15 protein-coding genes are annotated in these 16305 nt (G+C 71.9%); 12 read left to right on the forward strand and 3 right to left on the reverse strand.

Translation table 11 applies throughout. The features are described from left to right. Positions 1 to 160 precede the first annotated feature (160 nt). The 7 genes from fbaA (at position 161) to PVE36_RS00955 (ending at position 7998) form a co-directional block, all read left to right on the forward strand. Positions 161 to 1195, forward strand: a complete 1035-nt coding sequence (gene fbaA / locus PVE36_RS00925; protein WP_277453998.1) for a class II fructose-bisphosphate aldolase — start codon at positions 161 to 163, stop codon at positions 1193 to 1195. Next, positions 1195 to 1596, forward strand: a complete 402-nt coding sequence (locus PVE36_RS00930; protein ID WP_277238647.1) for a DUF3151 domain-containing protein — start codon at positions 1195 to 1197, stop codon at positions 1594 to 1596. Before fbaA ends, PVE36_RS00930 begins: the two co-directional genes overlap by 1 nt. Positions 1597 to 1796: 200 nt before the next feature. Continuing rightward, the gene (locus tag PVE36_RS00935; RefSeq protein ID WP_277454001.1) at positions 1797 to 2594 is read left to right on the forward strand and encodes a hypothetical protein; all 798 of its coding nucleotides are present in this window, start codon (positions 1797 to 1799) and stop codon (positions 2592 to 2594) included. Between the two features lie 82 nt (positions 2595 to 2676). Beyond that, positions 2677 to 3966 (forward strand): adenylosuccinate synthase, encoded by a 1290-nt coding sequence (locus PVE36_RS00940; RefSeq protein ID WP_277454003.1) that lies wholly within the window; start codon positions 2677 to 2679, stop codon positions 3964 to 3966. Positions 3967 to 4038: 72 nt separating this feature from the next. Then, positions 4039 to 6507 (forward strand): phosphoketolase family protein, encoded by a 2469-nt coding sequence (locus PVE36_RS00945; RefSeq protein ID WP_277454005.1) that lies wholly within the window; start codon positions 4039 to 4041, stop codon positions 6505 to 6507. Continuing rightward, positions 6504 to 7721: an acetate kinase gene (locus tag PVE36_RS00950; RefSeq protein WP_277454007.1), complete on the forward strand. Its 1218-nt coding sequence runs from the start codon at positions 6504 to 6506 to the stop codon at positions 7719 to 7721. Before PVE36_RS00945 ends, PVE36_RS00950 begins: the two co-directional genes overlap by 4 nt. 97 nt (positions 7722 to 7818) lie before the next feature. Next, entirely contained in the window at positions 7819 to 7998 is a 180-nt protein-coding gene (locus tag PVE36_RS00955; RefSeq protein ID WP_277454008.1) for a DUF5302 domain-containing protein, read from the forward strand. Between the two features lie 70 nt (positions 7999 to 8068). On the opposite strand, the gene PVE36_RS00960 is transcribed toward PVE36_RS00955, so the two are convergent. Further along, on the reverse strand, positions 8069 to 10264 hold the full coding sequence (locus PVE36_RS00960; RefSeq protein WP_277454009.1) for an AAA family ATPase: 2196 nt from the start codon (positions 10262 to 10264) through the stop codon (positions 8069 to 8071). 355 nt (positions 10265 to 10619) lie between these two features. Between PVE36_RS00960 and purD the strand changes: the two genes are divergently transcribed. Further along, complete coding sequence (purD, locus tag PVE36_RS00965) at positions 10620 to 11918, forward strand: phosphoribosylamine--glycine ligase (protein ID WP_277454011.1); 1299 nt, start codon at positions 10620 to 10622, stop codon at positions 11916 to 11918. A 128-nt stretch (positions 11919 to 12046) separates the two neighbouring features. Here the strand turns inward: purD and PVE36_RS00970 are convergent, their stop codons facing one another. After that, positions 12047 to 12397, reverse strand: coding sequence for a WhiB family transcriptional regulator (locus PVE36_RS00970; RefSeq protein ID WP_277454012.1), 351 nt, complete (start codon positions 12395 to 12397; stop codon positions 12047 to 12049). A 55-nt stretch (positions 12398 to 12452) separates the two neighbouring features. On the opposite strand from PVE36_RS00970, the gene soxR reads away from it, so the two are divergent. The 3 genes from soxR to PVE36_RS00985 all read left to right on the forward strand — a co-directional run bounded on the left by soxR (position 12453) and on the right by PVE36_RS00985 (position 14402). Further along, positions 12453 to 12905, forward strand: a complete 453-nt coding sequence (gene soxR, locus PVE36_RS00975; RefSeq protein ID WP_277454013.1) for a redox-sensitive transcriptional activator SoxR — start codon at positions 12453 to 12455, stop codon at positions 12903 to 12905. A 122-nt stretch (positions 12906 to 13027) separates the two neighbouring features. Beyond that, positions 13028 to 13441, forward strand: coding sequence for a hypothetical protein (locus PVE36_RS00980; RefSeq protein ID WP_277454014.1), 414 nt, complete (start codon positions 13028 to 13030; stop codon positions 13439 to 13441). Between the two features lie 4 nt (positions 13442 to 13445). Beyond that, positions 13446 to 14402 (forward strand): phosphoribosylaminoimidazolesuccinocarboxamide synthase, encoded by a 957-nt coding sequence (locus PVE36_RS00985; protein ID WP_277454015.1) that lies wholly within the window; start codon positions 13446 to 13448, stop codon positions 14400 to 14402. A 3-nt stretch (positions 14403 to 14405) separates the two neighbouring features. Here PVE36_RS00985 and PVE36_RS00990 read toward each other — a convergent pair whose 3' ends face one another. Beyond that, on the reverse strand, positions 14406 to 14972 hold the full coding sequence (locus PVE36_RS00990) for a helix-turn-helix domain-containing protein (protein WP_277454016.1): 567 nt from the start codon (positions 14970 to 14972) through the stop codon (positions 14406 to 14408). A 49-nt stretch (positions 14973 to 15021) separates the two neighbouring features. Between PVE36_RS00990 and PVE36_RS00995 the strand changes: the two genes are divergently transcribed. Further along, positions 15022 to 16296, forward strand: a complete 1275-nt coding sequence (locus tag PVE36_RS00995) for an MFS transporter (protein WP_277454017.1) — start codon at positions 15022 to 15024, stop codon at positions 16294 to 16296. Positions 16297 to 16305: the final 9 nt, after the last annotated feature.

Consider the following 16305-nt stretch of genomic DNA (forward strand, 5'->3'; position numbering starts at 1 on the left):
GTATGGCGGACGCGGATTCCTCTGGTTTGGCGATGCTCGTTCGCGTCCCTCCCGCAAGTGCACGTCGTACCCGCGCGTAGGGTTGCGACCCCATCGCCCCTGCCGCCGATGATCTGCGAGGATCATCGACAAGACCACCCCAGCACGCCAGGAGGCCGTCATGCCCATCGCTACTCCGGACGTCTACCGCGACATGCTCGATCGCGCGAAGGCCGGGTCGTTCGCCTACCCCGCCATCAACGTGACCTCGAGCCAGACGCTCAACGCCGCCATCCGCGGCTTCGCAGAGGCCGGGAGCGACGGGATCGTCCAGGTCTCGACCGGCGGCGGGGAGTACCTCTCCGGCCCGACGATCAAGGACATGGTCACCGGCTCGCTCGCGCTCGCCGCGTACGCGCAGGAGGTGGCGAAGAACTACGACGTCAACATCGCCCTGCACACCGACCACTGCCCCAAGGACAAGCTCGACGGCTTCGTGCGTCCGCTCCTCGCCGCGAGCAAGGAGCGTCGCGACAAGACCGGCCTGCCGATCTTCCAGTCGCACATGTGGGACGGCTCGGCCGTCGAGCTGCACGAGAACCTCGCCATCGCCGAGGAGCTGCTCGAGCTCGCCGCCGCGGCCGACATCATCCTCGAGGTCGAGATCGGTGTGGTCGGCGGCGAGGAGGACGGTGTCGCCAACGACATCAACGACAAGCTCTACACCACCCCCGGCGACACCCTCGACATGGTCAAGGCGCTCGGGCTCGGCGAGAAGGGCCGGTACATGGCCGCGCTGACCTTCGGCAACGTGCACGGCGTGTACAAGCCGGGCAACGTCAAGCTCCGCCCCGAGATCCTCAAGCAGTGCCAGGACGCGGTGAGCGAGAAGTACGGCAAGGACGCCGGCAGCCGTCCGCTCGACCTCGTCTTCCACGGTGGCTCGGGCTCGACCCCGCAGGAGATCTCCGACGCAGTCGACTACGGCGTCGTCAAGATGAACGTCGACACCGACACGCAGTACGCCTTCACCCGCCCGGTCGCCGGCTGGATGCTGGAGAACTACACCGGGGTCCTGAAGATCGACGGTGAGGTCGGCAACAAGAAGCAGTACGACCCACGGGCCTGGGGCAAGGAGGCGGAGGCGTCGATGGCGGCCCGCGTCGTCGAGGCCTGCGAGAACCTGCGCTCCGCCGGGACGTCGGTGAAGGCCTGATGGACAACCTGCTGAGCATCCCCGAGACCAAGCTCCCCGAGGACCCGGCCGCGGCGCGGATCGACGCGGGCGAGGACCCCACGACCGTGGCGGCGGACCTCCCTTCGTCCTCCCTGCCGTGGGCCGTCCTGGCCGAGCGGTCGCTCGACGGCGGCCGCAGCATCGAGGGCTACGCCTACGCCCGTACGGGCTACCACCGCGGGCTGGACGCGCTGCGCCGCTCCGGGTGGAAGGGCCAGGGACCGGTGCCGTGGTCGCACGAGCCCAACCGCGGCTTCCTGCGGGCCCTTGCGGCCCTGTCCCAGGCGGCCGGCGAGATCGAGGAGACCGAGGAGGAGCAGCGCTGCCGCACCTTCCTCGCCGACTCCTCGCCGGAGGCGGCCCAGCAGCTGCTCGGCTGACACGCACGACGAAGGGCGTCACGACCGTGGTGGTCGTGACGCCCTTCGTCGTGCGGTCCGGTGTCCCCTCCGGAAGCATGAGGGGGCGCCGCTGACTGGTCCCCTGAATCCATCCGCGGCGCCCCTTGCACTCACAAGTATGCCGCACGTCACCCCCCGAAGAACGGCATGAAGAGGACAGTGACACTAACCTGCCAATCATGTCTCCTTCCCCCGACTTCGACGACGAGCCGCTGCGCCGCCTCGAGTCGCACCTGATCAACGACTCGATCCAGCTCGAGGCCGCGCGCGGTCGCCTGGCCGACATCGGCGACGCCCTGATGACGCTGCGGGCCCGGATGCACAACATCGACTTCGGTGACGACCCCGGCGTGCAGGTGCTCACCCAGGAGGTGGCCGCGCCCATGATCGACCGGGTCGCCGGGGAGGTGGACCGCGTCGACAACGTCATGCTGTCGATCGAGGTCGGCGCCGGCAGCGAGGACGTCAACACCCGCAACGAGCGCAACCGCGCGCTCGAGGGCCAGCAGCAGCGCACCCTCGTCCACCCCGCGGTCCTCGAGACCGACCTCGGACGCAGCCAGCTCGCCGCCAGGCGGGAGGCCGGGCAGGAGCAGCGCGTCACCGACCTCTGCGGCACCGAGTTCCTCGTCCTCGGCCATGAAGCAGTGATCACCCTGGAGATCTGGGGCGACCCGCACGCGCCGTACGTCTTCATCCGTAACCCGGCCCTGGTGGGCTGCTTCGCGGCCTGGTTCGACCTCATGTGGGCGCGGGCTCCCGGGATCGAGCCGCCCGACGGGCGGTCGGACGAGGCGCTGGTGCGGATGCTCGCCCTCGGCGCGAAGGACGAGATGATCGCGCGCACCCTGCACGTCGGCCTGCGCACCGTGCGCCGCCGGGTGGCCGCCCTGATGGACCGCTACGGGGTGGACACCCGATTCCAGCTGGGCGCCGCCCTCGAGCGCGACGGCCGGTTGTCGGGGGCCGATCGCTAGACTGTCCCGGTGAGCAGCCGCGGGGGAGCCCCGCGGCTGAGTGTTGTCGAGACCCCGCTCGCGAGGCGGGCGAGGAGGACCGATGCCGGCGATCGTGCTGATCGGCGCCCAGTGGGGCGACGAGGGCAAGGGCAAGGCCACCGACCTGATGGGCAGCGACGTCGACTACGTCGTGAAGTTCAACGGTGGCAACAACGCCGGTCACACCGTGGTCATCGACGGCGAGAAGTATGCGCTGCACCTGCTGCCCTCCGGCATCCTCACCCCGACCGTCATCCCGGTCATCGGCAACGGAGTCGTCGTCGACCTCGAGGTCCTCTTCGAGGAGCTCGCCGGACTCGAGGCGCGGGGCGTCGATGTCGCCAAGCTGCGCCTGAGCGCCAACGCGCACATCATCCCGCCGTACAACCGCACCCTGGACAAGGTCACCGAGCGCTTCCTCGGCAAGCGCAAGATCGGCACGACGGGCCGCGGCATCGGGCCGACCTACGCCGACAAGATGAACCGTGTCGGCATCCGGGTGCAGGACGTCTTCGACGAGGGCATCCTGCGGCAGAAGGTCGAGGCCGCGCTCTCCCTCAAGAACCAGGTGATGGCCAAGGTCTACAACACCCGCGCCGCGGACGTGGACCTCGTCGTCGAGGAGCTGCTGTCCTACGCCGACCGGCTGCGCCCGATGGTCACCGACACCAGCCTCGAGCTGGAGCAGGCGCTCGATGCGGGCAAGAACGTCCTGCTCGAGGCGGGCCAGGCGACGCTGCTCGACGTCGACCACGGCACCTACCCCTTCGTCACCTCCTCCTCGGCGACCGCCGGCGGCGCGTGCACCGGCTCCGGCATCCCGCCGACCCGGGTCAGCCGCGTCATCGCGATCCTCAAGGCCTACTCGACCCGTGTCGGTGAGGGCCCCTTCCCGACGGAGCTGTTCGACGACGACGGGGAGTTCCTGCGCAAGACCGGGCACGAGTACGGCACGACGACCGGGCGCCCACGTCGCACCGGCTGGCTCGACGCCGTCGTCGGTCGCTACGCGACCCGGATCAACGGCGTCACCGACTTCGTCATCACCAAGCTCGACGTCCTCACCGGTCTCGAGCGCGTGCCGATCTGCGTCGCCTACGAGATCGACGGCGAGAGGGTCGACCAGATGCCGGTCAACCAGTCCGACGTCCACCACGCCCAGCCGATCTACGAGTACCTCGACGGCTGGTGGGAGGACATCACCCAGTGCCGCTCGTTCGACGAGCTGCCGGCCAACGCCCAGGCCTATGTCCTGCGCGCCGAGGAGCTCATCGGTGCCCGGGTCTCGGCGATCGGCGTCGGCCCCGGCCGCGACGAGATCATCCAGCGCCACCCGCTGCTCGACGCCTGAGAACCACGCCGGGCCATTGCCTTCTCACGGGTCGGTGGCTTGGATGGAGGTCCACCCGATCACGGAGGACCCATGTCTGCACCGACCCCGTGGCGGCGCCGCGACGAGACCGACGCACCGGCTCTGGACGCTGCCACCCTCGAGCGGATCGACCGGTGGTGGCGTGCGGCGAACTACCTGTCCGTGGGGCAGATCTACCTCATGGGCAACCCGCTCCTGCGCCAGCCCCTGCAGCGTGAGCACGTCAAGCCTCGCCTGCTGGGCCACTGGGGCACCACACCCGGCCTGACCTTCCTCTACGCCCACCTCAACCGGGCCATCGCCGAGCGGCAGCAGCCCACCCTCTTCGTGACCGGCCCCGGCCACGGCGGGCCCGGCCTCGTCGCCGCCACCTACCTCGAGGGCACCTACTCCGAGACCTACCCGCGGATCAGCCGGGACACCGAGGGCCTGCAGCGGCTGTTCACCCAGTTCTCCTTCCCGGGCGGCATCCCCAGCCACGTCGCTCCGGAGACGCCCGGCTCCATCCACGAAGGGGGTGAGCTCGGCTACTCGTTGTCCCACGCCTACGGGGCGGCCTTCGACGACCCGGACCTGCTCGTCCTCACCGTCGTCGGTGACGGCGAGGCCGAGACCGGGGCGCTCGCCACGGGCTGGCACGGCAACAAGTTCCTCAACCCGGTCACCGACGGCGTCGTCCTGCCGGTGTTGCACCTCAACGGGTGGAAGATCGCCAACCCGACGGTCCTCGCCCGGATCGGTGACGAGGAGCTCGAGGCGCTGATGCGCGGGTACGGCCACACCCCCGTCGTCTTCGAGGCCGGCTTCGACGACGAGTCACCGGCCGAGATCCACCGGCGCTTCGCCGAGCAGCTCGACGACGTGCTCGACCGGATCGCCGACGCGCGCGCCACCGCGGCCCGGCAGGGCGCCGAGGACGCCGAGCGTCCCCGCTGGCCGATGATCGTGCTGCGGACGCCGAAGGGGTGGACCGGGCCGGAGCTCATCGACGGCCACCAGACGCTCGGCCACTGGCGCAGCCACCAGGTGCCGCTGGCCAACGCCCGTGACACGGACGAGCACCTCGAGGACCTGCGCGCCTGGCTGGCCTCGTATCGGCCGGAGGAGCTCTTCGACGAGGACGGCCGGCTGCACGAGGACATCGCCTCGCTCGCGCCGGAGGGTGACCTGCGCATGGGCGCGGTGCCCCAGGCCAACGGGGGACGGCGGCTGCGCAAGCTCGTCCTGCCACCGGTCGCACCGCACGCTGTCGACGTCCGGGAGCCCGGGAGGGTCGTCGCCGAGCCCACCCGGGTGCTGGGCACCTGGCTGGCCGAGGTCATGGCCGCGAACCCGGACAACTACCGGGTCTTCGGTCCCGACGAGACCGCGTCCAACCGCCTGGGTGGGCTGTACCGGGAGACCGACAAGCAGTGGCTCGCCGACTACCTGCCGGCCGACGAGGGCGACCCGATGTCCCGCGTCGGGAAGGTCATGGAGATGCTCAGCGAGCACCAGTGCCAGGGGTGGCTCGAGGGGTACCTGCTCACCGGGCGGCACGGGCTGATGTCGAGCTACGAGGCGTTCATCCACATCGTCGACTCGATGGTCAACCAGCACGCCAAGTGGTTGAAGGTGACCAACGAGATCGGCTGGCGGCGCCCGATCAGCTCGCTGAACTATCTGCTCAGCTCGCACGTGTGGCGCCAGGACCACAACGGCTTCTCCCACCAGGACCCCGGCTTCATCGACCACGTTGTCAACAAGAAGTCGGAGATCGTGCGGGTCTACCTGCCGCCGGACACGAACACGCTCCTGTCGACCTTCCACCACGTGATGCGCACGGAGCAGTACATCAACGTCGTCGTCGCCGGCAAGCAACCCGGTCCCTCCTGGCTGTCGATGGCGGACGCGGAGCGCCACTGCGCGCGCGGAGTGGGCATCTGGGAGTGGGCCGGCACCGAGGAGGGGCCGGGCGGCTGCGACGTCGTCCTCGCCTGCGCCGGGGACGTCCCGACGATCGAGACGCTCGCCGCCGCGAAGATCCTGCGCGAGGAGCTGCCCGCCCTGCGCACCCGGGTCGTCAACGTCGTCGACCTCATGCGGCTGCAGGACGCGGCCGAGCACCCGCACGGGCTGTCCGCACGCCACTTCGACACGATCTTCACCCCGGACAAGCAGGTGATCTTCGCCTTCCACGGCTACCCGAGCCTCATCCACCGACTGACCTACCGCCGGACCGGTCACCCGAACATCCACGTACGCGGCTACAAGGAGGAGGGGACGACCACCACCCCCTTCGACATGCTGATGCTCAACGACCTCGACCGCTACCACCTCGTCATGGACGTCATCGACCGCGTGCCCGGGCTGGGCGAGAAGGCCGCCGGGCTGCGGCAGCGGATGGTCGACGCGCGCCACGACGCCCACGAGTACACCCGGGTGCACGGCGCCGACATCCCGGAGGTCGCCGAGTGGACGTGGTCGGCCGCCGGGGTGGAGGGAGCGACGGGCACCGACACCGGCGGCGACAACGAGTGAGCGTCCTCGTCCTCAACACCGGCTCGTCCTCGCTGAAGTACCGCCTCGTCGGTGACGACGGACAGCCGCTCGCCGGCGGATCGGTGCAGCGCGTCGGTGGGGACGCCGACGACCCGCCGGGGAGCCTCACGCACGAGCGTGCGGGAGCCGACCCGGTCGAGCAGGAGCTGCGGTGCGACGACCACGGCGAGGCGCTCGAGGCCGTGGTCGCCGCCTTCGACGAGCACGGGCCCGACCTGCGCCACGACCTCGACGGGGTGGGCCACCGGGTGGTCCAGGGCGGCCCGGACATCGACGGGCCACGTCTCGTCGACGACGACCTGCTGTCGACCATCGACGACCTGGCCGAGCTCGCGCCCTTGCACAACCCCGTCAACGCCGCCCTCATCCGCACCGCCCGCGGCCTGCTCGACGCGGTGCCCCACGTCGCCGTCTTCGACACGGCCTTCTTCCACGACCTGCCCGAGGACGCGGCCACGTACGCCATCGACACCGCGACGGCCCGCCGGCACGGCATCCGGCGCTACGGGGCCCACGGGACCTCCCACGAGTACGTGTCGCGGGTCGTCGCCGAGCGACTGGGGGAGCGCTCCGCGCAGGCGGGCGGCCCCCTTCGCCAGGTCGTGCTGCACCTGGGCAACGGCGCGTCCGCTGCAGCCGTCCGCGGCGAGGCCCCCGTGGACACGTCGATGGGCTTCACCCCGCTCGAGGGCCTGGTCATGGGCACCCGCAGCGGGGACCTCGACCCGGCCATCGTCACCCACCTGCAGCGCGTGGGCGGGATGGACGTCGAGACGGTGGAGGACCTGCTCAACCACCGCAGCGGTCTCGAGGGGCTGTGCGGGCTGACCGACGTCCGCGACGTCGTCGAGCAGGCCGAGGAGGGCGTCCCGGCCGCGCGGCTGGCGCTCGCCGTCTACACGCGACGGATCCGTCGGTACATCGGCGGGTACGCGGCGGTCCTCGGGGGGCTCGACGCCGTCACCTTCACCGCCGGGGTCGGTGAGCACAACCCGCGGGTGCGTGCCGACGCCCTGGCCGGGCTGGACTTCCTCGGCATCGCGATCGATGAGAGGGCCAATGCCGCGTGCGTAGGCGTGGAGCGGGACGAGCCGGTGGTCATCTCCACCCCCGACAGCGCGGTGCAGGTGCTCGTGGTGGCCACGGATGAGGAGGGCGAGATCGCCCGGCAGGTGCGCACGCTCATCCGGTGAACGCCCGGACAAATCCGTTGCCGCCCCGGTCCGGCACTGCCATGGTGGGGGTCAGGAGCCGCGCCCGCGGCCCCTTCCGGCGACGAGGGGAGGTCCCATGGGTCACCACGAGAGCGCACCCGAGGACGTGAAGGCGAAGTTCCGGGAGGCGTTGGAGAAGAAGCAGTCGCACGGCGGGGCGGATGTCTCGCCCCATGGCGCCCGCGGCAAGGTCGGCGGCACGCACGATGCCGAGACCAGCGGCGCCCAGCAGATGTTCCGCCGCAAGAGCGGCTGACCGACCACTCCGAGACGGATGGCCCCGGAAGCAGTGTGCTCCCGGGGCCGTTCCCGCGGCGGCGCGGGCGTCACTCCGTCGGCCGCAGGACCGTCATCCGGTGGGCGGCGCGGGTGAGCACGACGTAGAGGATGCGCGCCCCACCGGGGGACTCGTCGACGATGGCGTCCGGGTCGACGACGAGCGTCGCGTCCCACTCCAGGCCCTTCGTCGACAGCGGGTCGATGACCGTGACCCGGCCGTCGTACCCCTCGGCGAGGGCCTGTACGGCCGCCGCGTGCCGCTGTGGGGTGATGACCGCGATCGAGCCCTCGACCTCCTGCGCGAGGTCGGCCAGTGCCTGCTCGGCGACCGTGCCGACAGCGGGGCGCGAGGTGTCCAGCGCGTCCCCGAAGGTCACCTCGACCGGGTCGACTCCGGTCTCGCGCACGGCGTCCGGGATGTCGGCATCGGGGACGGCGGGCAGGATCACCCGGCGCGCGTAGTCGAAGATCTCCTGCGCGTTGCGGTAGTTCGTCGTCATGTGGAAGGACTGCAGCTGCTGGGTCCCGTAGGCCTCCCGGCGTGCACGATCGGCCTCGGCGGGGTCCGGCCACGAGGCCTGCGCGACATCGCCGACGACGGTCCACGAGGCCCGACGGCCACGGCGCCCGATCATCCGCCACTGCATCGGGGAGAGGTCCTGGGCCTCGTCGACGAGCACGTGCGCGTACTCGTCGGCGGGACCGATGTAGTCGTACAGGAGTCGGTCGCGGGCGCTGGTCGGGCTGAGGTGGTGCTCGACGAGCGGGTCCTTGATCGCCGATCCCATGGCGCGCAGCTCCTCGACCCCGTCCATCTCCTCGATCTCGAAGAAGGAGCGCTCCTCCGGCGTCTCGTGCTCGACCAGCCCCAGGCGCACGGACAGCTCGTCGATGAGGGCGGCGTCGGCGACGGTCCAGGTGCCGAGCTCGAGCGTCTCGCGGGTGGCGTGCGCCAGCGCGGCGGCATCGCCCTGGCTGAGCACCGACCGGCAGACGTCGTAGGCCAGCTCGGTGTCCTCGAGCCACAGCAGGGCCTCGCGGGGATCGACCTGCGGCCACCACTCACCGAGGAAGGTGTCGACGGCCATCGAGCTGTCGAAGGCGTCGAGGAACTCCTCGCGGTCCCCCTCGCGCACCTGGCGCCACGCGGCCTCGGCGAGCAGGTCCCGTACGGCATTGGTCGCCTGGTTGCGGGTGCGGTCGCGCAGGGCCCGCCGGCGGATGTCGGCGAGCGTCCCCTCGTCGAGGTGGACCGCCCGGCCGTCGACCATGACGCGCAGGCTCGTCGGGGCCCCGGGGACGGCCATCGTCGCCAGTCGCTTCAGGACGGTGCGCATCTGCAGCGAGCCCTTGAGCGCGGCGACCTCGGGGGGGTCGTGCCGCACCGCGGTGATGACGTCGACGACGTCGCCGAGCGAGCGCAGCGTCACCGAGTCCTCGCCCAGCGAGGGCAGGACCCGCTCGATGTAGGCGGTATAGGCGGAGGAGGGGCCGATGACGAGGATGCCCCCGGACTCGTAGCGTCGGCGGTTGGCGTAGAGCAGGAAGGCGGCGCGGTGCAGGGCGACGACCGTCTTGCCCGTGCCGGGGCCGCCGGTGATCTCGGTGATGCCGCGGTCGGTCGCGCGGATCGCCTCGTCCTGGTGGGCCTGGATGGTCGCGACGATGTCACGCATCTGCTGGCCGCGGCTGCGGGTCAGGGCCGCCAGCAGGGCACCGTCGCCGACGACGACCATGTCGTCCGGGGCCTCGGGGACCATGAGGTCGTCCTCGACGCCGATGACCTCCTCGCCGCGGCTGCGCAGCACCCGGCGGCGGATGACGCCCAGGTTGTTGCCGGGGGTCGCGCGGTAGAACGGCGAGGCGGCCGGCGCGCGCCAGTCGATGACGAGCGGCTCGTAGTCGTCGTCGCGGACCCCGAGGCGTCCGATGTAGCGGATCTCGCGCTCGTCCTCGCTGTCCTCCTCGAGGTCGAGGCGGCCGAAGACGAGGCCCTCGTGCTGGTGCTCGAGGTGCGCCCGGCGGCGGGCTGCGTTGTAGACCAGCGCGTCCCGCTCGAAGAGCCCGGACATCTCCTCGTCGCGCACGTCGCCCGTCCGGGACGTGCGGCCGCGGGACATGCCGTCGACGGCGACGAGGTCGGCTCGGCGGCCGGCCTTGGCCAGCTCGGTGTTCACGCGGTCCAGGTGCTTCTGCTCGATGGCGATCTCGGCAGCGATGGCGTCGACATGGGTGTCGGTCACGATGGAGTCCTGCTCCCCTCCAGCTTGGGCAGAAGGAGAGAGTCTAGTTGCAGGGGCGGCGCGCCGAGGACGCGGTCTCCCGGCCCGGTCCCGGCCGCTCGGGCGGTCCCGAAGGGGTGCGGCTGCGACCGCCACCCGAGCACTTGATTTCACCTTCATCCGGATGCCAGTATCGGGCAGACCGGCTACGGCCGGTGGTCGCGCGGTCGGTGTCCCCCCTGATGTCTGGACCCGCGATCCCGGGGCGCAGCTCACGGCAGACCCCCCTGCTTGCCGAGAGCTGCGCCCCGCCTTCGTCTCCGGGCGTCCCGGGCACGGGACCCGCGACTGCTCGCCGGTCTCGTAGGCTCACCCCGTGAAGGTTCTCGTCCTCGGCTCCGGCGCCCGCGAGCACGCCCTGGTGCGTGCCCTGACCCACGACCCCACGGTGGACGCCGTCATCGCCGCCCCCGGCAACCCCGGCACCGACGCGCTCGCGCTCAACGTGCCGGTCGACGCAGCCGACCCCGACGCCGTCCTCGAGCTGGCCCGGCGCCACGCCGTCGACCTCGTCGTCATCGGGCCGGAGGCCCCACTGGTCGCCGGTGTCGCCGACACGCTGCGCCGGGCCGGGGTCCGGTGCTTCGGGCCGAGCGCTGACGCCGCCCGTCTCGAGGGCAGCAAGGCGTACGCCAAGGAGGTCATGGCGGCCGCCGGCGTGCCGACCGGTCTGGCGCGGGTGTGCACGAGCGAGGACGAGCTGGCCGAGGCGCTCGATGCCTTCGGCGCCCCCCACGTCGTCAAGGACGACGGCCTCGCCGCCGGCAAGGGGGTCGTCGTCACCGAGGAGCGCGAGGTCGCCATGGCGCACGGCCGGGCCTGCCTGGCGAAGGGGGACGACGCCCGGGTGGTCATCGAGGAGTTCCTCGACGGGCCCGAGGCGAGCCTCTTCTGCATCTGCGACGGCACGCGGGTCGTCGCCCTGGACCTCGCGCAGGACTTCAAGCGCATCTTCGACGGTGACGAGGGGCCGAACACCGGCGGCATGGGCGCCTACAGCCCGCTCGACTGGGCGCCCGAGGGGCTCGCCGACGACGTCGTCGCCCGGGTGGCCCAGCCGGTCGTCGACGAGATGGCCCGGCGCGGGACCCCCTTCGTCGGGGTGCTCTACGTCGGCTTGGCCCTGACGTCCGCCGGCCCGCGGGTGATCGAGTTCAACGTCCGCTTCGGCGACCCGGAGACGCAGTCGGTCCTCGCCCGCCTCGACTCGCCCCTGGGCGTGCTCCTCGCCGCCGCCGCCGACGGCGGGCTGTCCGACCTCGAGCCGTTGCGCTGGAGCGCCGAGTCCGCCGTGACCGTCGTCCTGTCCGCGGAGGGCTACCCGTCCTCGCCGGTGACCGGGGTCGGGATCGACGGGCTCGAGGACCTCGCCGCGAGCGACCTGGCCGAGCACGTCCACGTGCTGCACGCCGGTACGCGCATCGTCGCCGAGGGTGACCTCCCGCAGCTCGTCTCCTCGGGTGGCCGCGTGCTCTCCGTCGTCGCGCTCGGAGACGATCTCGCGCAGGCGCGCACGCGTGCCTACGAGGCCGTCGAGCGGATCGACTTCCCCGGCAGCCACCACCGCACCGACATCGCGCTGCGGGCCTCGCGCCACGAGATCCGCCTCCCCTAGCGCCGCCGGGATTCGCAGGAGCCTAAGCAGTTGCGGGGGTGTGGCGTTGGGAATTCGCAGGAGCCTAAGCAGTTGCAGGGGTGTGGTGTTCGGGACTCGCAGGAGCCTAAGCAGTTGCGAAGGGGGGGTCAGGCTGCGACATCCTTGCGCGGCCGGCCGGCGGTCCGCTTGCGGGGGATGACCCGCCCGCGGTCGAAGAGCTCACCACCCCAGACGCCCCACGGCTCGCCGCGCTCGAGCGCGCCCTGCAGGCACATCTCCCGCAGCGGGCAGGGGCCGCAGAGCGACTTCGCGTGCTCGAGCACCTCCGGGCTCTCCGCGAACCAGGTCTCGGGATCGCCCGTGAGGCAGGGGATCTCGTCGCCCGTCGCGCTCTCCTCGGGCGCACCCGCCCCCTTCGCCGGGGTCGGGATGTGCAGACGCCCCGGGGCGCGCGGTGGCCGGTCGAATCGGGGGTGCGGGAGGCCGGGTGAGGTCATGCTGCCACCCTCTGACCTCAAGTGCGCTTGAGGTCAACCGGTAGGGTCGACGGCAATGGACCAGCGCGACCCGCTCACGATCGGGGAGACCGCGCGCCGCGCCGGCGTCACGGTCCCGACCCTCCGGTTCTACGAGTCCAGGGGCCTGGTGCATCCCACCCGCACCGCCGGCAACCAGCGTCGCTACCCGCGGCACACCCTGCGGCGGTTGGCCTTCGTCCGGGCCGCCCAGCGCTTCGGCCTGTCACTGGAGGAGATCAGGTCCGCGCTCGAGACGCTGCCGCGCGACCGGCCCCCGACCTCCCGGGACTGGAAGCGCCTCTCCCGCACGTGGCACGACGCGCTGCAGGAGCGCATCGATGCCCTCGTGCGACTGCGGGACACCACCACCGGCTGCATCGGGTGCGGCTGCCTGTCGACGACGAGCTGCCCGATCTACAACCCCGACGACCTCCACGGTGACGAAGGGCCCGGCGCCCGGCGTTGGCCATCTGGCCTCCGGGACTGACGCGCTACCGCGACCACGGCGATCCGGGGAGACGGATCCGCGCCGCGAACGCCATCGCGTCCCTCCGGAGGTCGACGGGGTGGTGCCCGCGTGCGACGGCTCCAAGCGGGTAGGTGACCCCCATGGACGATGCGCACCGCAGACCAACGGGCACGGACGACCGGACCGTCGAGGCCCTCGGCAAGCTGTCGGAGGCCTTCGAGGTCGTCGAGGAGGCGCGCGGGTACCTCTACGCCTTCCACCGGCGGTGCGGGACCGCCGACCTGACGCTCGGGGAGGCCGTGCGCCTGCTCCGCGAGGCCGGGCACACCGCGATGGCCGACGACCTGCAGACGAATCTGGTCGGACGCAACGTGCTCCCGGACCGCTGGAGCTACCAGGTCGTCGAGGAGTACGACGACGGGTACTACGCGCCCTTCCGCGCGGCGGAGGTGGCCGCGCGGTACGAGCTCGTGGAGGGGAAGCGACACATCTTCGAGGCGGAGATGAAGGAGGAGGAGCGCCGGGACGGGCCTGACGACGGCCTGTCAGGATGACCCCATGACGAGTGACGCCCCCCTCGACCTGCCCGGCTACGCCCACGTCTACTCGGGCAAGGTGCGCGACCTGTATGCCCCGACCGGGTCGGATGGCGCACCCCGCGGGGACCAGCTGCTCCTCGTGGCCAGCGACCGGATGTCGGCCTACGACTTCGTCCTCGACACCCCGATCCCGGACAAGGGCGCGGTGCTGACGCAGATGTCGCTGTGGTGGTTCGAGCAGGTCGCCGACCTCGTGCCGCACCACGTCGTCTCCACCGACGTGCCCGCGGCCGTGGCCGGCCGGGCGGTCCTCGTCGAGCGCCTCGACATGCTCCCCGTGGAGTGCGTCGCCCGCGCCTACCTCACCGGTGGCGGCCTGGGCGAGTACCGCTCGACCGGCGCGGTCAGCGGGATCGAGCTCCCCGACGGGCTCGTCGACGGGTCCCGCCTGCCGGAGCCGATCTTCACCCCCTCCACCAAGGCGCCCGCCGGCGAGCACGACGAGCCGATCCCCTTCGCGGGTGTCGTCGCCGAGGTCGGTCAGGCGCTCGCCGAGCGCGCCCGCGACCTCACCGTGCGCATCCTCCAACGCGGCAACGAGATCGCCACCGATCGCGGGATCATCCTCGCCGACACGAAGGTCGAGTTCGGCCTGCGCGGCCTCGATCTCGGCGAAGGGGAGGACCCCCGGGCCGCGATCCGCTCCCGGGGGGCGGACGCCGAGATCGTCCTCGCGGACGAGCTCCTCACCCCCGACTCCTCGCGCTTCTGGCCGGCGGACCAGTGGGAGCCGGGCCGGCAGCAGCCGAGCTACGACAAGCAGTTCGTCCGCGACTGGCTGACCTCGCCGGCGTCCGGCTGGGACAGGTCCTCCGGCGAGGCGCCGCCCGCGCTGCCGGACCGGGTCGTCGAGCAGACCCGGGCGAAGTACGTCGAGGCCTACGAGCGGCTGACGGGGCAGACCTTCCGCGGCTGAGGGCTACTCCATCTCCTCCATCGGGAGCATGAGGACGTAGGAGTCCCAGGCGCGGGCGCCCTCGGGGTGGTCCGAGCGGGTCCGGCCGCGGTACTCGTCGGTGATCTCCGCGATGCGGTCGCCGAGCTCCTGGACCTCCTCCCACGTGAGCCACAGCCGTCCGTGGCTCATCCGACCGACGTCGTCGCGGCCCGCCGTCATGGCCCGCTCCGCTCGCTGGACGCCGGCCCGGATGTCGGTGAACCACCCGGAGAGGTTCGCGTCCCAGGCGTCCACGCCCGAGTCCCGGTAGGCCTCGGGGCGGATCGAGAAGCTGTCCGCCGCGGCGCGCCACGGGCGCTGCCGGGCGTCGGAGGTCGACTCGTCGCGCACGACGACGCCCGCCTTCTCCAGCGCCCGCAGGTGGTAGCTCGTGGCGGACGGGGTGAGGCCCACGAGCTGCGCCGCCTCGGTCGCGGTGAGCACCTCGCCGGCGAAGAGCTCGGTGATGAGGCGCTGCCGTGCCGGGTGGGCGAGGACGCGCAGGGCCGTGGGATCCGTGATCTGCAGCTCGCTCCGCTTTCTGGGCATGAGCCGATGCTATTGCCACGCCCATGCGTGAAGCACTACCTTCACATATATGAAACAGATGCTTCACGACTGTGGTCGGCTGCTGGGCGACCGACGCACCCGGTGGGTGCTCGGTGGCCTCGCCGTCTCCGTCGTGGGGGACGGGGCGGCCCGGGTGGCCATCCTGCTGAGGGTGCACGCCGAGGGGGGTGGGTCGTCCGCGCTGGCGGTCGTGCTCGTGCTCTTCGCCCTGCCGATGGTCCTGCTGGCCGGGGTGGCCGGAGCGCTCGCCGACCGACCCGACCCGCGCCCGGTCGTGCTGGGTGCCGTCGCGCTGCAGCTCGTCGCCGCGGTAGTGCTGGCGCTCACCGGGGGGCTGGCCTGGACGGGGGGCGCTGCCTTCGTGCTGCAGACCGGCTTCGCCCTCGCCAACTCGGCGTGGATGGTCGCCCTGCCCCGGCTCGTCGCTGAGGAGGACGTCGGCACACTCGTCTCCCTGCACCACGGTCTGATGGCCCTGGCCGCACCGACCGGTGCGGCCCTCGGCGGCCTGCTCGTCCAGCACGTCGGTGCGGCCACCCCCTTCGTCCTCGATGCGGCCAGCTTCGTCGTCCTGATGGGCGCCGGCCTCGCGCTGCTGCCGGTGCGGGAGTCCGCCGCCTCGAGCGCTCCGTCGGGGATCCTTCGCACGGTGCTGCCACTGGACGGCCTCGCGGCCCTGCGGCGGCACTCGCTGCTGACCCTGCTGGCGGCGGCGGTGCTGCCGTTCATCATCGCCGTCGAGTCGGTCAACGCGATCGAGGTGTACCTCGTGAGGGACGTGCTCGGGGGCAGCTCCGGGTTCTTCGGCTTCTCCGAGGGGATGGCCGGCGTGGGAGTCGCGATCGGGGCCCTGCTGGCGTCGGCGGCCCGGACGACGACCGCCCGGGCGCGCACGGTCCTGTGGGCGATCCCGGCCATGTCGCTCGTCGTGGTCGCTGAGGGGCTCGCCCCCGGGACGTCGGTCTACCTGGTCCTGGTGGTCTCGATCGGGCTCCTGCTCGGTGGCCTCAACGCGGTCGTCATGACACTCGTGGTGACCGAGACAGGTGCCCGCACGCGGGGACGGGTCGTCGCCTTCGTCGGGGGCGCCGCCCGGTCCTGCGGGATGATCGCGCTCGCCGTCGGTGGCTTGCTCGGCACCCTGCTCGATCCGCGCACGTCCTTCGTCGCCGTGGGCATGGTCGGTCTGGCCATCGGCGTCGTGGCCCTGTGGGCCGCGCGCGGGCGGGTCCCCGTCGCACGACCGCAGCCGACCACGCCGGTGGCCGGCACGGCTGCCGTCGGGAGCCGTCCAACCACCTAGCTGCCGGCT

This window comes from Janibacter sp. DB-40, assembly GCF_029510815.1.
Classification (GTDB): domain Bacteria; phylum Actinomycetota; class Actinomycetes; order Actinomycetales; family Dermatophilaceae; genus Janibacter.

What these genes read in the sequence shown, in the direction of transcription:
- PVE36_RS00990 (WP_277454016.1), bottom strand. Translation starts at nt 14,972, where the DNA reads ATGCCCAGAAAGCGGAGCGAGCTGCAGATCACGGATCCCACGGCCCTG.
- soxR (WP_277454013.1), top strand. Translation starts at nt 12,453, where the DNA reads ATGGACCAGCGCGACCCGCTCACGATCGGGGAGACCGCGCGCCGCGCC.
- PVE36_RS00995 (WP_277454017.1), top strand. Translation starts at nt 15,022, where the DNA reads ATGAAACAGATGCTTCACGACTGTGGTCGGCTGCTGGGCGACCGACGC.
- fbaA (WP_277453998.1), top strand. Translation starts at nt 161, where the DNA reads ATGCCCATCGCTACTCCGGACGTCTACCGCGACATGCTCGATCGCGCG.
- PVE36_RS00955 (WP_277454008.1), top strand. Translation starts at nt 7,819, where the DNA reads ATGGGTCACCACGAGAGCGCACCCGAGGACGTGAAGGCGAAGTTCCGG.
- PVE36_RS00930 (WP_277238647.1), top strand. Translation starts at nt 1,195, where the DNA reads ATGGACAACCTGCTGAGCATCCCCGAGACCAAGCTCCCCGAGGACCCG.
- PVE36_RS00945 (WP_277454005.1), top strand. Translation starts at nt 4,039, where the DNA reads ATGTCTGCACCGACCCCGTGGCGGCGCCGCGACGAGACCGACGCACCG.
- PVE36_RS00985 (WP_277454015.1), top strand. Translation starts at nt 13,446, where the DNA reads ATGACGAGTGACGCCCCCCTCGACCTGCCCGGCTACGCCCACGTCTAC.
- PVE36_RS00980 (WP_277454014.1), top strand. Translation starts at nt 13,028, where the DNA reads ATGGACGATGCGCACCGCAGACCAACGGGCACGGACGACCGGACCGTC.
- PVE36_RS00970 (WP_277454012.1), bottom strand. Translation starts at nt 12,397, where the DNA reads ATGACCTCACCCGGCCTCCCGCACCCCCGATTCGACCGGCCACCGCGC.
- PVE36_RS00935 (WP_277454001.1), top strand. Translation starts at nt 1,797, where the DNA reads ATGTCTCCTTCCCCCGACTTCGACGACGAGCCGCTGCGCCGCCTCGAG.
- PVE36_RS00940 (WP_277454003.1), top strand. Translation starts at nt 2,677, where the DNA reads ATGCCGGCGATCGTGCTGATCGGCGCCCAGTGGGGCGACGAGGGCAAG.